Annotated in this window: 12 protein-coding genes; all 12 read right to left on the reverse strand. The window is 51.5% G+C overall.

The window, feature by feature from the left end:
- Positions 1–41 precede the first annotated feature (41 nt).
- A complete protein-coding gene (locus tag JSQ80_RS27065; RefSeq protein ID WP_206097904.1) occupies positions 42–3,410 on the reverse strand; it encodes a type I polyketide synthase in 3,369 nt (1,122 codons plus the stop codon).
- Positions 3,411–5,132 (reverse strand): AMP-binding protein, encoded by a 1,722-nt coding sequence (locus tag JSQ80_RS27070; protein ID WP_206097905.1) that lies wholly within the window; start codon positions 5,130–5,132, stop codon positions 3,411–3,413. It lies immediately after the preceding gene.
- A gap of 455 nt (positions 5,133–5,587) precedes the next feature.
- Positions 5,588–6,067 (reverse strand): hypothetical protein, encoded by a 480-nt coding sequence (locus tag JSQ80_RS27075; protein WP_206097906.1) that lies wholly within the window; start codon positions 6,065–6,067, stop codon positions 5,588–5,590.
- Positions 6,068–6,292: 225 nt separating this feature from the next.
- Positions 6,293–7,840, reverse strand: a complete 1,548-nt coding sequence (gene gntK, locus JSQ80_RS27080; protein ID WP_206097907.1) for a gluconokinase — start codon at positions 7,838–7,840, stop codon at positions 6,293–6,295.
- A gap of 48 nt (positions 7,841–7,888) precedes the next feature.
- Positions 7,889–9,250, reverse strand: coding sequence for a GntT/GntP/DsdX family permease (locus tag JSQ80_RS27085; RefSeq protein ID WP_206097908.1), 1,362 nt, complete (start codon positions 9,248–9,250; stop codon positions 7,889–7,891).
- 116 nt (positions 9,251–9,366) lie between these two features.
- Positions 9,367–10,044, reverse strand: a complete 678-nt coding sequence (locus tag JSQ80_RS27090; protein ID WP_206097909.1) for a GntR family transcriptional regulator — start codon at positions 10,042–10,044, stop codon at positions 9,367–9,369.
- A gap of 107 nt (positions 10,045–10,151) precedes the next feature.
- On the reverse strand, positions 10,152–11,051 hold the full coding sequence (gnd, locus tag JSQ80_RS27095) for a phosphogluconate dehydrogenase (NAD(+)-dependent, decarboxylating) (protein ID WP_206097910.1): 900 nt from the start codon (positions 11,049–11,051) through the stop codon (positions 10,152–10,154).
- Between the two features lie 179 nt (positions 11,052–11,230).
- Positions 11,231–11,665: a GNAT family N-acetyltransferase gene (locus tag JSQ80_RS27100; RefSeq protein WP_206097911.1), complete on the reverse strand. Its 435-nt coding sequence runs from the start codon at positions 11,663–11,665 to the stop codon at positions 11,231–11,233.
- Positions 11,666–11,760: 95 nt separating this feature from the next.
- Positions 11,761–12,762 (reverse strand): oligopeptide/dipeptide ABC transporter ATP-binding protein, encoded by a 1,002-nt coding sequence (locus tag JSQ80_RS27105; protein WP_206097912.1) that lies wholly within the window; start codon positions 12,760–12,762, stop codon positions 11,761–11,763.
- Positions 12,744–13,589 (reverse strand): ABC transporter ATP-binding protein, encoded by an 846-nt coding sequence (locus JSQ80_RS27110; RefSeq protein ID WP_206097913.1) that lies wholly within the window; start codon positions 13,587–13,589, stop codon positions 12,744–12,746. The genes JSQ80_RS27105 and JSQ80_RS27110 overlap by 19 nt, the downstream gene beginning before the upstream one ends.
- Before the next feature lie 27 nt (positions 13,590–13,616).
- Positions 13,617–14,459, reverse strand: a complete 843-nt coding sequence (locus JSQ80_RS27115; RefSeq protein WP_240464327.1) for an ABC transporter permease — start codon at positions 14,457–14,459, stop codon at positions 13,617–13,619.
- 1 nt (position 14,460) lies between these two features.
- Positions 14,461–15,411 (reverse strand): nickel ABC transporter permease, encoded by a 951-nt coding sequence (nikB, locus tag JSQ80_RS27120; protein WP_206097915.1) that lies wholly within the window; start codon positions 15,409–15,411, stop codon positions 14,461–14,463.

Here is a 15,411-nt window from a genome sequence, read left to right on the forward strand (position 1 = left end):
CATTCTCCTGTCATTGACTCATTGACTTTCTGACACCATCATTAAGTGCCTTCTTGCGTTAACAGCAGCAACAGGCGATCCATGTCTTCGTCAGACAGCTCGCTCATATCGCGCTCGATATCGCCGGATGCCAGCAAATCGTCGATGTGCGAATGTTCTCCGGCAGACTGATGCTGCGCCTCCTGCAATATGCCGCACATTGTTAGCGCAGCCTGACGCGTTGTCGTTCCTTCCAGAAAATGAACGAGCGGCACAGATACTTGGAACTGCTGCCCGATTTTGTGTTTAAGCTGCAAAGCCATGATCGAATCCATGCCAAGCATGATCAGCGGTTGGTCCATGGGTAAGTCCGCAGCCGGCGTTATCTTCAATTGGCTTGCGAACAAAATCTGCAAATGCCGTTCCAATAGCGGCAGCGCCCTTTCGCGATCATGCGCGGCTTGGAGGATTGGCTGCACGGACTGAACGAACATGTCGTCGTGTGGGCCGGAGAGGCTTTCTTCCGGATCGCCCGCTGCTTCAGGCGCGCCGAAGAGAGGAGCTTTTGGAGCACCGATCCAAAAGCTTTTTTTCTCCCAAGGATAAGTCGGAATGGAAGCGCATTCATAGATGGGTCCCATGTTCCCCCATATCAAGTCCACACCGTGCTGATACAGCTTGGCGGCAGCCCGCAGCATGGACTCCCGGCCCTCTCCCTTGCGCATGGAGAACAGCGCGAGCTTCGTTCGGGAATCGCCAAAGCATTCCTCCACATTCTGAATCAATACGGGATGCGGCCCGATTTCCACAAATGTGTCGTACCCGTCCCGCTGCGCCAATTCCGCCGCATCCGCGAACAAGACAGGCTTCCGCATATTGTCAGACCAATGCTCCGCTTGGATTCGCAGCCCATTCTCCGCCCGTCCCGTCACCGTTGAATAGATTCGCAAGTGAGCCAGACGGTGGCGAACTGGCGCGATCTCGGATTGGAATCGGGCGCATAGCGGCTCCATCTGCCGGCTATGAAAAGCGAACGAGCTTGAGAGCAGATGGGTTTTGACCGCAGCGGGCAAATCCCGAATGAAACGTTCCACTTCTGGCTTGTCTCCAGCCAGGACGATGGACGATGGCCCGTTCACCGCAGCTATGCACAGGCTCGGATAGCGTTCCAGCCGCTGCTTGATATCGGCAAGCGGGATACGGACGGAGACCATGGCTCCATGTCCTTGAGTCGATTGCATGAGCGTGCTGCGCCAATATACGATCCGCAGCGCGTCTTCCAAGCCGAGCGCGCCCGCCGTATAATGCGCGGCTATTTCACCCAAGCTGTGCCCGATCACCGCCTTCGGCTCAATCCCCCAGCTTTTCCATAGCGCAACAAGGGACACCTGAACGGCAAAGATCAGCGGCTGCGCCGCATCGGTGCGCTCAGACCAGGCATCGCCTTGGCCGCGGTGAATTTCGTCCCAGAGAGACCACCCCGCATATTTGCCCCAGAGCGCATCGCATTCCATAAACGCCCGTTTAAACTCGTCTTCCTGTGCAAGGTAATGACGCCCCATCCCCGACCATTGATTGCCTTGACCCGAGAAGACGAACACGAGCTTGGACGCATCAATGGTCCCGCAGCTTGCGTCCAGACGATCCAGCTCCTCGATAAGCTCTGTGCGGCTGCTCCCGATAGCTGCGCCGCGCCATGCGCGATGCGTCCTTCTTTGCTGGGCCGTCCAGCAAATATCGGTCAGCGGAACAGCGGGATGTTCATGCAAATATCGCTTCATGCCGGCCGCCAATCGAGCCAGGCCACTCTTCGTATTGGCTGACAAAGGCAAGAAATGCATGATGGGTTCTTCCGTCTTCACTGGCGCCGCCGCCATGGGGATATATTGTTGGAGCACGACATGCGCATTCGTGCCTCCGAAGCCGAACGAGCTCACCCCCGCCAAGGCGGGTCTGCCTCGAGACGGCCATTGCGCCAGCTCCATCGCCACTTGAAGCGGAAGATCCCGGAATGGGATATAGGGATTGAAGTCCTGAAAATTCAAGTTGGGTACCCACTCCCTGTTGTTCAAGCAGAGTGCCGTTTTGATAAAACCGGCGATGCCGGCCGCCGCCTCCAAATGTCCGATATTGGTTTTGACGGAGCCAATATGACACTTGTCCAGCGCAGAACGATTGGTAGACAGCACCCGTCCTATAGCTTGGACTTCAATCGGATCTCCCAAAGCAGTGCCCGTCCCGTGCGCCTCAATGTAGTCTATCTGTTCTGCGGGAACGCCGGCGATACGGTAAGCCTCCTTCAGCACCTCTTCCTGAGCCTGCATATTGGGAGCGGTCAATCCGTTGCTTAAGCCATCCTGATTGATGGCGCTGCCCCTTATAACCGCGTATATCCTATCCCGGTCGCGAAGAGCGGCAGACAACGGCTTCAATATGACGGCCCCCGCTCCTTCCCCCCGAACGTAGCCGTCCGCCCGGGAATCGAAAGTTTTGCATCTGCCGTCTGGCGAGAGCATGCCCGCCTCGAGAAAAGCCTTGCTAATGGCCGGATTTAAAATTACATTCACCCCGCCTGCGATAGCCATATCGGATTCACCCGTTTTCAGGCTTTGGCAGGCCAGATGAATGGCGACCAGCGAAGAGGAACACGCCGTATCCACAGCCAGGCTAGGTCCCCGCAAGTTCCATATGTAAGAGATTCTATTGGCGGCAATGCATTTGGAATTCCCCGTTATCGTGTAGATGCTGCTCTGCCCGATATCCGACAGCTTGTCGGCGCCGTAATCGTTGCTGGAGATACCCGCAAAGACCCCTGTTCTTGAACCGCTTAAACATTCGTTCGTCAGTCCTGCATCCTCTAACGCTTCCCAGACCACTTCCAATAGCAGCCGCTGCTGGGGATCCATCTGTTCCGCTTCGCGCGGGGATATGTAAAACGCCTCATTATCAAACCGCTCGATGTCATCCACAATACCGGCGCAACGCATGCCGTCCTGTGCAAAATGGGCCGATCGCTCCGCTGGTATTTCCGTAATGCAGTCCAATCCGCTTCTTAGATTGCGCCAGTATTCGGAAATGCTTTTTGCTTTGGGGAACCGGCAGCCCATTCCTATAACCGCAATCCAGCCCGCTTCCTCTTGGGCAGAACCGCCAGACCGAGGGTCACCGCGCTGCGTTTCACCGCTGGTAGAGTAGTACCGGGCCACGGCATGAATGGATGGATAATCCCAGAACAAAGTCGGGTCGACGGCACGATTGACAAAACGCTCAAATTCTCCAGACAAGGACACTAATTCCTTGGAATCGAGACCGTAATATGAAAATGGAACCCCCGCTTCTATTTCACTTGGCGAAAGCTGCTTCACAGTGCTGATTTTCTGAACGAACCACCTGCAAATGTCGTTGTAACGGCTGTCCTGCTCCCTGCTCATTCAACCACCCCACATGATTAAACTTCCGTTCAGATACATATCTTTGCATTTGCGGCGTTGGATCTTGTTGCTGGATGTTTTGGGTATATGAAGAGGTTTAACAATTTGGACATCGTAGGCATGAAGCTGGAGCTTCTCGATGATTTTCGTTTTAATATGGCGGGTGATATCTCTCAGACACATATCCATATCGAGCTGTTGGCGCTGTACGGCATGCTTGAATTCCCGGTTCATTTCGCACAGCACGACAAGCTCTTCATTGCCATGTACGTCAATCGAGAAAGCAGCCGTGCTGGCTGCGTTGATCTCCGGATGGCAGCTGGCGGCAATTTCCTCGATATCATGGGGATAGTAGTTTTGCCCGCGAATAATGATTAAGTCCTTCAGCCGGCCGGTTATGTATAACTCTCCTTCATGTATGAAGCCAAGATCGCCCGTCCGCAGAAAAGGGCCTTCCCCCGTATCTGACAGGCAAGCGGCAAACGTTGCTTCGCTTCCGGCCGGAGCCCCCCAATACCCCTTGGCGACGCTGTCGCCTTGAATCCATATTTCGCCCGCTTTCCCCGCCGCGCACTCGAGCATGGCGGCCGGGTTTACGATTTTTATTAGCTGATGCGATAAAATCTGCCCGCAGCCGACCTTCGTCCGCGCTGCAATGGCCGAGCGGCCGGCAACGACGATCTCGTTCTCCTGCAGAGCCTTCTCGTCAATATGCAGCAGCTTGGGAGGAGATCCTCTTTCCCCAACCGTCACGCATAGCGTGCCCTCAGCCAAGCCGTAGCTGGGCAGCATGGCCTCTTCACGAAACCCGCAGGCGCGGAAACCATTGCAAAATTCACGGATCGTCTCCGCCCGGACAGGTTCGGCGCCATTAAAAGCGTTCGCCCAATGGCTCAAGTTCAAATCCATTTTATCTTCATCCGTTATTTTTTGGAGGCACAGCCGATAAGCGAAGTCGGGACCGCCGCTGTAGGTGACTCCATATTTGCCGATCGTCCGCAGCCATCTGATCGGTTTTTGCACAAAATCCAAAGGCGACATGACATAACAGCTTCCGCCATTGTATATATTTTGCAATACATTTCCGATAAGGCCCATATCGTGATAAATCGGGAGCCAAGTTGCCATGACGGTGTTATCAGAATGTTGAAACCGTTGTTTCATCATCTCGAAATTGTGGAGCAAATTGCGGTGACTCACCATAACACCTTTGGGAGTGCTGGTCGAACCGGACGTATATTGAAGAAAAGCGATATTATCGCAGGTAATGGATTCATCTTGATTCACAAATTCATAATCGCCCCGTAAAATCTCATCAAGCTGGATGACGTGGGCGTTTCGCATCGTCTCAGGAAGTTTTTCGGAATCTTTGGGGGATTGCGCAATAATCAGAGCAGGCTTGGCATCGTCATGTATCGAAGCGATGCGATCTGCATTTCGTGACTTACTCGGAGGATACACAGGCACGGGCAACGCTTTTGCATATATGCACCCGAAAAAAGCAATGATGTAATCGATCCCGCTGGGCAGCAGAATCATGATTCTCTCGCCTTCCAAGTTCAGAAATTGAAAATAGGCGGCAAGCTTTTGGGATTGGAGGCGTAATTCGCGATATGTACAGCTGTCACTTTCCACTTCTCCGTCTTTTAAATAAATAAAAGCTTTTCGCTCCGGATACTGATGGGCCATCTGGTCCAACACTTCTAGCAAATTTCGATACACTCCCATACCTCCTGTCTAATTTTGACGAATGCCAAAACTACGGATGCCTAAGTAGCAGAGTTATTGAATTGCTGATAGTATAGTAAACAGCATTGTAATTCAATTATTTTCATTTGATTCTAATGTTTTGTATTTATCAACACCTCGCTATAGAAGAGTTTCCTGAACTTCACATTATTTCATGAACATCTGTTAGTTTATTGTAATATACTACCACTGGTTTTTTGTGTCAATCACTTCTAATAAAAATAGAGGAAATATTCAAATAATATTTTGTAAAAAGCCGGCTGTTGATGTAATAATGTGTCACATTTTCTCCTTCTTTCAGCAACAATGATTCGCACTTAGATACAGGCCAAAGAGCCATTCCCCTTGCTTCGACAAGGGACCTGGCTCTTCGTTTCATAACTCCCCCGCTTGGAGGAGCCCGGCAGGTATAGAATGATGAATAGTGCTCAAGCCGTCGTGTACCATATATAGAGATAGACATTGTCCTGGTTGCTCCCCAGCAGTTGAAACAAATTCCAGTCGTCAAAAATAACAACATTGCTGGAATCATCGGTAATTTCATGCTCGCACTCTATATCTGTATTCATTTGATTGATCTTTTCGACAGCCGACTGCCTGCTTATTTCTGCAAAAAGTCCGTTTTTCACCACATAATATACGGCCTTGTAAAGAACACTGATTCTGTTTTGTTCCACAAGAGTCTTGTCCCATTCCCACTCTTCTTCGATATACTCGAGTCGCTCCAGAAGCAATAGAAAGCCTTCCATAATCGTGTTCACATATCTCCGGTCCAACGATATCAAGTAAGAAGCGACTTCGCTGGCAGGTTCGATGTATGCTTGAATGCGGAATTCGTCCGCAAACAGAAACTCTTTCGTATGGAGATGGCTTAGAAATGAAGTGACTTGCTCTCTATTTATGATCATGTTCCCCCCCAATGCATAGCCTTTCGGTTATTCCCCCGGAAGCACGAAATCAGGCAGCGTGACCGGCAGCATCTATGCAGCGATCGATCGGCTTGCGCGGCATATGTTATTTTATGTATTCGTGAAAGCAATGGAATTTTCCTCTAAAAATCATCTATCCATAAGAAGAAGACCCTGAATCACGACAAACTCGTCATCCAGGGTCTGGTCTTGCTTCCATATAGATTACTCTTCAAAAAGCTTCCTTTGGAAAGAAGCAATCGCCTCATACTCCTGTTCCAGCTTGCGCGAGATGGAAATATAGATAGGCAAAAGCTCGTGGTATAATTCCGCATGTTCCTTAATCGGCTTGTGCTCGTGTGTAGCCCCCACCATATCGGACACGATGCGCAGCGAATCGATGCGTCCCGTGGCATACAAACCGAGCACAACAGCGCCGAGACAGGAGCTTTCGTAGCTCTCGGGCACCACGACTTCCTGATCGAAAATATCCGCCATCATTTGGCGCCACAATGCCGAACGGGCGAAGCCGCCTGTAGCGTGAATTTTACGCGGCCGTCCAATCTGCTCCTCCATCGCCAACAGCACCGTATACAGATTAAAAATGACTCCTTCCAGCACGGCGCGAATCATATGCTCTTTCCGATGGTGCATCGTCAGGCCGAAGAAGGAGCCGCGCGCATCCGCATTCCACAGCGGCGCGCGCTCACCGGTCAAATACGGGTGGAAGATGAGCCCGTCTGCGCCCGGTCTTACCTGCTCCGCAATTTTCGTCAACAAATCATAGGAGTCCACGCCCAGACGCTTGGCCGTTTCCACTTCTGCGGCCGCGAACTGATCCCGTACCCAACGGAACAGCATGCCGCCATTGTTGACGGGGCCGCCGATCACCCAATGCTTATCGGTCAAGGCGTAGCAAAAAATTCTGCCTTTCGGGTCCGTGACCGGACGATCCACGACCGTGCGAACCGCTCCGCTCGTGCCGATGGTAGCCGCGACCACGCCCGGTTCAATCGCATTCACCCCTAAATTGGAGAGGACGCCGTCACTCGCTCCCACAATGAACGGCGTGGATGGCGCCAACCCCATCTCTTCTGCATACGCCGCATTAAGCCCCTGCACTTGATGCGTCGTGGGGACGAGCTTAGACAGCTGATTGCTAGTAATCCCGGCAATTTGCAACGCCTCTTCATCCCACTCCAGCTTGGCTAGATTCAACATGCCGCTCGCAGATGCGATCGAGTAATCCACCACGTACTCATTGAAGAGCTTGGCGAACACATATTCTTTAATCGAAATGAATTTATGTGACTGCTGAAAAATCTCGGGCTCCTCATCACGCATCCACATCAGCTTCGTAATCGGGGACATCGGATGAATCGGCGTCCCCGTCCGCAAGTACAGCTCATGCCCGTTCAAGTCCCGCTTCAACCGCGCGGCATATTCGCTGCTGCGGTTATCCGCCCACGTCATGCATGGCGTAAGCGGCTTGCCGGCGGCGTTGACGGCAATGACACTGTGCATCGCCGAACTGAATGAGACGAACAGGATGTCCTCGCGCCGAACTCCGCTATGTGCCATCGCTTTCTTGACCGATTGGATGACCGCTTGGAAGATATGCTCCGGATCCTGCTCCGCAATCGTTGAATTAGGTGTATATAAAGGATACCCCTCGCTCCCCTTGGCTACGAACTGTCCGTTCTCCTCGAACAGTACCGCCTTGGTGCTCGTTGTTCCGATATCGATACCGATCATGTACTTTTTCATGCTCATTGGTAAACCTTCTTTCCCGTAATCCTGCTTGCCATAATCCTCATTTACTTACACTGCTGTACTGAGGAGAAGTATAAAAATCAATCCTACTACGGAAAGGATCGTCTCCATTGCCGTCCATGACTTCAACGTCTGCGGAACCGACATGTTGAAGAACTCCTTCACCATCCAGAAGCCGGCGTCGTTGACATGGGACAACACAATCGAGCCCGCGCCTGTCGCCAACACGACAAGCTCTACATTCGCGCCGGGATTCATCGCAAGGACTGGCGCGACAATTCCGGCGGCTGTCGTCATGGCGACGGTTGCCGAACCGGTGGCGACCCGAATCAATGCCGCTACGAACCAGGCGAACAAAATAATATTGACATTGGCTTGCGTCGCGATCTCCGCAATCGCTCCCCCTACGCCGCTATTAATCAATACTTGCTTGAAGGCTCCGCCCCCGCCAATGATCAGAATAATCGTGGCCGTTGGCGCCAAGCATTCACTGGTGAAGCGGGATACTTCTTCTTTCGTGAAGCCTCTCGCAAAGCCAAGCGAGAAGAACGAAAATACAACCGCAATCAACAGCGCAATAATTTCGTGTCCGATAAATTCACAAAATACAGTGAAGCTGCTGGCTGCTTCGGGATCCAAGATATGTGCCACGGAACCAATCAACATCAAGATGACCGGCAGCAAAATCGTGAACAAGGTGATGCCGAAGCCCGGAAGCTTACGCTCGCTTTGCAGCGCAAATTGTTCGGCCAATTTGGCCGGCGGTTCCACCTGAATGCGCTTTCCAATGAACTTGCCGAATAGGGGCCCTGCAATAATCGCCGTTGGCAAGCCGATCAACAAAGAATACAGAATCGTCTTGCCGAGATCCGCCTGATAGGCGTCAATCGCGATCATCGGCGCCGGATGCGGCGGAACAAGTCCATGCACGGTGGAGAGACCGGCTAAAATGGGAATCCCAATCTGCAAAAGAGGCATTTTCGTTTTCCGTGCCACGGTAAACACGATTGGAATGAGAAGAATGAGACCCACTTCAAAGAACACCGGAATCCCTACGATAAAGCCGACGAACATCATGGCCCAATGAACTCGCTTCTCTCCGAACTTGTCTACCAAGGTGGAAGCGATTTGCTCCGCGCCTCCGGATTCTGCCATCATCTTGCCGAGCATCGTTCCGAGAGCAATGACGATTGCAATCGTTCCGAGCGTGCCGCCCAGTCCGCCTGTAATAGCGCTTACCACATCAAGAGGCTTCATCCCGGCAAGCAACCCCAGCATCAAGGCTGACAGGAGCAGCGTGACAAAAGGATTCCATTTATATTTAGCAATAAACACAATCAAAAACACGATTGAAATCAATGTCCAAATGAGCAACGTTACGTTGTGACTAAGACCGAAAATAGTGCTCATCTATAAGCCTCCCTTACGATTCCGACTCACTTATGCATTCCCTTATCATTTCCAACCTAATCATTGTATACTTGTCGACAACTTTGCCCAAAAAGAAAACGCTATTCCCGTTTTCCTTAAAATTGAGGCAAGCTCGTATGCAGCGTTTGGCGTGAATCCGAAAAATATTCCTGAACCACCTTCTGAATCGTGCCGGCGTTTCTGGACTCCAGCCCTTTCACAATCGTACGATGCTTGTCAATAACTGAGTTAAGCTTCCCTTCTCCCTTGGAAAACACCTCTTCAGTTGTAATTAACATCACCGTCATTACAATGTGGCGGATGCTTGTCCACAGATGAAAAATTCTTTTATGTTCCGCCGCGATCACAATCGCCTCATGAAAAGAAAAATCCTGATAAGCGAAATCGATGACATCATTATATTTGACCGCCAATTCCATTTTATCGATAATTTGATTGCATTTCGTAATTAAATGTTCTTGGTTGCCATGGGCCAGTCGCTGCTGAACAAAGCTTTCGATTAGAAAGCGGACATCATACAATTCCTCGATATCCTTGGAGCTTAAACCCAAGACCACGGCTCCCATCCGCTCTAAACGGATCAGACCTTCGTTCGATAACGTTTTCAACGCTTCCCGCACCGGAGATCTGCTTGTGCCGAAGTCGGCAGCCACCCGGTTCTCGGAGATGACCTCACCGGGTTTGACCGTTCCTCTTATAATCTGCAATCGTAATTCACTGGCAATCGATTCCCCAAGGGATACTCCCTGCAGCCATGCGGATGGATAATGCATAAAGACAACTCTCCTAATGAATGGTAATACGCCCGTTAAAAATGACAGTTAGACTCATTCTATCACATATTCTCGCGGCGAATCCATCAGGATGAGCGGTTCTTTATTTAGTTGCTCTTCACTACCCCATGACCGCCGAATTCATTCCGCAGCGCAGCGACAATCTTGCCGTGGAACGTATCGGATTCAAGAGAACGGTATCTCATGAACAACGACATCGCGATGACAGGCGCGCTGGCTTGCAAATCCAGTGCCGTCTCGACGGTCCATTTGCCTTCGCCGGAGCTTTGCATGACCCCGCTAATTCCTTCCAGCTTCGGATCCTTCGCGAACGCATTCTGCGTCAGATCCATCAACCAGCTGCGGATAACGGATCCATGCGACCATACGCGCGCCACATCTTCATAGCTGTAATCAAAATCGCTTTTGTCCAGCAGCTCGAAGCCTTCGGCAATTGACTGCATCATGCCGTATTCAATGCCATTGTGAATCATTTTCAGAAAATGACCGCTTCCGCTTTTGCCTGCGTACAAATACCCTTGATCGACAGCGATATCCTGGAACAATGGCTCAATCGCGGCGAAAGCCTCCTGATTCCCGCCAATCATGAAGCAACCGCCCTGTGCCGCGCCGTCGGTTCCCCCCGATGTTCCGACATCTAAGAAATGAATCCCATGCGCGTGCAGCTTCTCGCCCCGCGCAAGCGATTGTTTATAATGAGAATTGCCTCCGTCAATGACGATATCCCCTTCCGACAGGAGCGGAATGAGCGTGTCGATGACGCCATCCACGATCTCGCCTGCAGGCACCATCATCCATACCACTTTAGGGGATTGCAGGTGCGATACCAGCTCTGCGATGGAATCCGCAGGTACGGCCCCTTGTTCCGCCAATTGCTGCCTTGGCTCGGCATTCACATCATATACGACCACCTCATGCTGATGGCGAAGCATATTTCCAACCAGATTAAATCCCATCTTGCCGAGACCTATCATGCCTAACTTCATGCTGTCTTCACTCCTTGATCAAGACTACAAGTATACTTGTATACAAGTTTGTTGTCTTTATATTACTTCTTTCCCCCACATCTGTAAAGAAGAAATTTGTAAGCGCTATTTTGGACATTTTGTTCTTACCATATATGAGGGGAAGACAGTGATGACAAGCTCACTGCTTCCCCGGCGCTTTATCTGCATGTATTCAGTTGCTTTTTCAGAAAGTATCTGTTTTGGTTTTTTACGGGCACATCTTTAAGCTCCCCAAACTGCTCATATCCATTTCTCAGATAGAAACCCGGCGCTTGAAAACCAAACGTATCCAAATGTATCGTCTCTACGGCACGTTGTGCGGCTATCTCTTCTATTTTTTCCAGCAGTTTCGTTCCGAGTCCGCTGCCGCGCAATCTTTCATCAACACATAAAATCTCGATAAAGATACTTTGTCCGTAACGATAGCTTAGCAAACCGCCGACAATCTCATTGTTTTGTGCTTTCAGAATCAAATTAATTGGCTCGAAATCCGCGTCCACACTCTTTGTATTATAGGAGTATAAATGATTCCTTACTTGCTCCAACTCTTCCTCATCACTTGTCATTTCCAATCGCACATTGTTTTTATTCATTCCTTCGGCACCTTCTCCATGTCAACTTGTATAGTATTTATTATAGACTCGAATCCATAAGTAATTGTACTAAAAATAGCGCCCTCTGCACATTATCATTCGCCTTTGTCGTCAAGCTCGTGGCAGGCGGCATAATGCCCCCCTTCCCTCAGCTTCAATTGCGGTTTGACGGTCCTGCACAACGGTGTGCCGAATGGACAACGTTCGTAAAAACTGCAACCGCCCTCCGCAGATAGTGCTTCGTCGTCCTTCGTTGTCTCTATCTCTTCCCACTGATGGCGTTTGAGCGGGTCCGCAATCAGTATGGAGGACAGCAGCAGTTTCGTGTATGGATGATGCTGAATGACGGACATTTGGGAGCTCTCGAATATTTCGACAATGGCTCCTCTGTACATGACAGCAATCCGGTCGCACAATGATTGTACAGCGAGCAGATCATGGGAAATAAACAAATAGGATAAAGCATGTTGCTCCCGCAGTCTTGCCAGCAACGTCAACACTTGTGTCTGCATGGGGGCATCAAGACTGGACAGCGGTTCGTCGCACACAACTAGCGAGGGCTTGCAGACCAGAGCCCTCGCTATATTAACCCGCTGATTCTGGCCTCCGCTTAATTCGCTCGGATAGCGCGACGCCAGCTTTGGATCCAAGCCTACCTCCTTGAGAAGCTCTCGAACCAGCCTACCACGCTCGGAGCGAGAGGCTATGCCAAAATTGCGAAGCGGCTCTCGGATGGCTTGCTCTACCGTTTGATAAGGGCTCAGACTGGACACGGGATCCTGAAAGATCATCTGAATCTGCTGCCTGAGGCTTTTCAACCCTTTGCCACGTAGAGCGGTGATGTCCTCCCCGTTCCACAGCAGTTGACCCGCTGTAGGAATGTCCATCCGGCAAATCATTCTAGCTAATGTGCTCTTCCCGCTGCCGCTTTCTCCAACGAGCCCGAATGCTTCAGCTTTGCCGATAGTAAACGAGACGCCGTCAAGAGCGGGGGGAGACGATGGCCGGTGTTTCCGCTTTGGGCCTTGAGGGATCGACTCCCTTAGAGGGGGCGTCCCGTAATGTTTTACCAATCCGTTCACTTGCAGCATTTCCATTTGCGGGTCAACTCCTTATTACTCTCTCCACTAACATTGTGCAGCAGCTTTTTTGTATATGGATGATGCGGATCTTGAAAAAGATCCAGCGTTTGTCGATGTTCGACTATCGTGCCCGCATGCATGACCGCTACCTCATCAGCCATTTGCGCCGCTATGCTGAGGTCGTGCGTAATGAGCAAAATGGAGGTGTTCCGGCGTTCCTTCAATTGCAGCAGCCTGAACATAATTTCTGCCTGAACGGTAGTATCAAGAGCGGTCGTCGGCTCATCGGCAATTATCAGTCTTGGCTTTAAGCTTAGCGCCATGGCGATTGCGACACGCTGCAGCATCCCGCCGCTTAACTGGTACGGGAATCGATTCATCGTTTCCCGGGGACGGGGAAAACCGACTTCCCGCAAGCAGTCCAACGCCCGTTCATCCGCCTCCGCTCTTGGTAGCTTCTCATGATTGCGGATCGCCTCTGCGCATTGAACGCCGATCTTGATGACTGGGTTCAGGCTGCGCGACGGGTTCTGAAATATCATTCCGATCTCCTTGCCGCGAATGCGGGTCAGCTGTCGTTCTGACAACGAGAGCAAGTCTTCTCCGTCCAGCAGAACCTGACCGGCCGTTATCTTCCCTGGAGGCTCGATCAGCTTGAGCAGGGAGAGCGCCGCAGCACTCTTGCCGCTGCCGCTTTCCCCGACAATGCACAGCACGCGGCCGCCTCCCATTTCAAAGCTGGCATCCTTGACCGCATGCACCGTCCCGCGCCGATTTTCATATAAAACATTCAATTGGTTTACTCGCAGCAGCATGTTGCCATCGTGCTCTTGTATCGTCATAACCATCCTCCAAAACGCCGTTAGCGGTTAACCTTTGACATCCAAAGCGTCTCTCAAACCTTCCCCGAGCAGATTGCAGGCCGCCATCACGAGCAAAATGGCCAATCCGGGAGACAAAAGCAGCCGTGGCGCAGTTTGCAAATAGTGCCGGCCGTCGCTGAGCATTGCGCCCCACTCCGGGGATGGAGGCGTAACGCCGAGACCGAGGAATGCCAGACCGGAAATCGCTAGAATCATTCGGCCGACATCCAGCGCGGAGAATACAAGCACGGTTGGCACCGTGCCGGGCACGATATGCCGGAACATCAGCCAGATGTCCGGCGAGCCACAGCCCCGGCTGGCTTTGACATAAGGCTTTTCCTTCAATGACAACGTCATCCCCCTCACAATTCGCGTATACTTTGCCCACCACACGGCTACGACCGCGATTAAAATATGCAACGTGCCCGGTCCAAGAAATCCCGTTAGCACAATGGCAAGCAGCAGATTCGGAAAGGAGAGCATCGTATTCACCATGACCATGATCATCCGATCGAGCACGCCCCCATAGTACCCGGCAATCACGCCAAGGGGGATGCCGATGAGGAGAATAAGCGCCATTGCAGACAACGGCAGGACGAGCGAAGCCATCGTTCCGCTAATGATTCTTGAAAAAACGCATCTTCCCATTTGATCGGTCCCAAGCGGGTATTCCAGGCTAGGCGGCAGCAGCTTTGCGGTCAGATTGACCGCAAGCGGATCGTGAGGCGCAATCATCGGTGCCAGAATGCCGGCCACAATGATTATGACCAGGATATAAAAGCCTGAGCTGGCCATCTTATTCCCTAACGGATTTCCGATTGCCCCGATCCATGATCTGAATCCCTTCATGTTATCGTTCCTCATACCGACCGCCTTCCGCCCGGATTCTCGGATCGAGCCAATAATAAACGAAATCCACTGCCAAATTCACGGCAATAACACAAGCGGCTGTCAGCAGCGTAATTGCCTGAATAACGGGATAGTCGCGGTTAAAAATGGCATCGATCATCAATCCGCCTACACCTGGCCATGAGAAAATCGCTTCAACAATAATCGAGGAACCCCAAAAATAACCGAAGCTGTCCCCGATTACCGTGATAAACGGCAGCAATGCCGGCCGAACCGCATGCTGGACGAGCAACCGGCGCCGCTTGATTCCCCTGGCACGGGCCGCTTTATAATGAGGAGCTGCAATCGCCTCCAGCATCCCGGCCCGCAACATGCGGGCATATACGGCCGCCATGCCTGCAGCCATCGTGATGGAAGGCATAATATAATGCATAATCCCTCCGTCACCCATCATGGGGAGCAGGCTGGTTCGGATACAGAATAAATAAATAAGCATGGACCCTATCCAGAAATGCGGCAGCGATGCGCCCAAAATAGAGAGGAAACGAACGGCATGGTCGAGCTGCTTATGCCTGTGCCATGCCGACAGGATGCCGGCAGGAAGCGCCAGAATGCACGCCGTAACAAAGGAGGAGCCCATCAGTCTCAAAGTGGCCGGCAACCGCGATGCAAGCTCCTCCGTAACCGGCAGCCCGCTTTGGAACGATAGACCCAGACGCAAATGCATGATTTCATTCAGCCATGCTCCATACTGCACAATCAATGGCTGGTCAAGCCCCATCTGGCGCCGGATTTCCGCTATGCTGACGGCGTCAGGAATGATTCCCTTGCTTCTTAGCCATATATCCGCCGGATTTCCAGGCATCAGTTGAACGAGCGCAAATGTTACCACAGTCACGCCCAGCAGGGTGGGGATCGACCAAACCAACCGCTTAATCAGACCTTTATTCAT

It is taken from the genome of Paenibacillus apiarius (assembly GCF_017052585.1).
GTDB classification, from domain to species: domain Bacteria; phylum Bacillota; class Bacilli; order Paenibacillales; family Paenibacillaceae; genus Paenibacillus_B; species Paenibacillus_B apiarius.

Coding starts and splice junctions, on each gene's coding strand:
- JSQ80_RS27115 (WP_240464327.1), bottom strand. CDS start 14,459: ATGAAGGGATTCAGATCATGGATCGGGGCAATCGGAAATCCGTTAGGG.
- gnd (WP_206097910.1), bottom strand. CDS start 11,051: ATGAAGTTAGGCATGATAGGTCTCGGCAAGATGGGATTTAATCTGGTT.
- JSQ80_RS27075 (WP_206097906.1), bottom strand. CDS start 6,067: ATGATCATAAATAGAGAGCAAGTCACTTCATTTCTAAGCCATCTCCAT.
- gntK (WP_206097907.1), bottom strand. CDS start 7,840: ATGAGCATGAAAAAGTACATGATCGGTATCGATATCGGAACAACGAGC.
- JSQ80_RS27085 (WP_206097908.1), bottom strand. CDS start 9,250: ATGAGCACTATTTTCGGTCTTAGTCACAACGTAACGTTGCTCATTTGG.
- JSQ80_RS27090 (WP_206097909.1), bottom strand. CDS start 10,044: ATGCATTATCCATCCGCATGGCTGCAGGGAGTATCCCTTGGGGAATCG.
- nikB (WP_206097915.1), bottom strand. CDS start 15,411: ATGAATAAAGGTCTGATTAAGCGGTTGGTTTGGTCGATCCCCACCCTG.
- JSQ80_RS27110 (WP_206097913.1), bottom strand. CDS start 13,589: ATGACGATACAAGAGCACGATGGCAACATGCTGCTGCGAGTAAACCAA.
- JSQ80_RS27100 (WP_206097911.1), bottom strand. CDS start 11,665: ATGAATAAAAACAATGTGCGATTGGAAATGACAAGTGATGAGGAAGAG.
- JSQ80_RS27065 (WP_206097904.1), bottom strand. CDS start 3,410: ATGAGCAGGGAGCAGGACAGCCGTTACAACGACATTTGCAGGTGGTTC.
- JSQ80_RS27105 (WP_206097912.1), bottom strand. CDS start 12,762: ATGGAAATGCTGCAAGTGAACGGATTGGTAAAACATTACGGGACGCCC.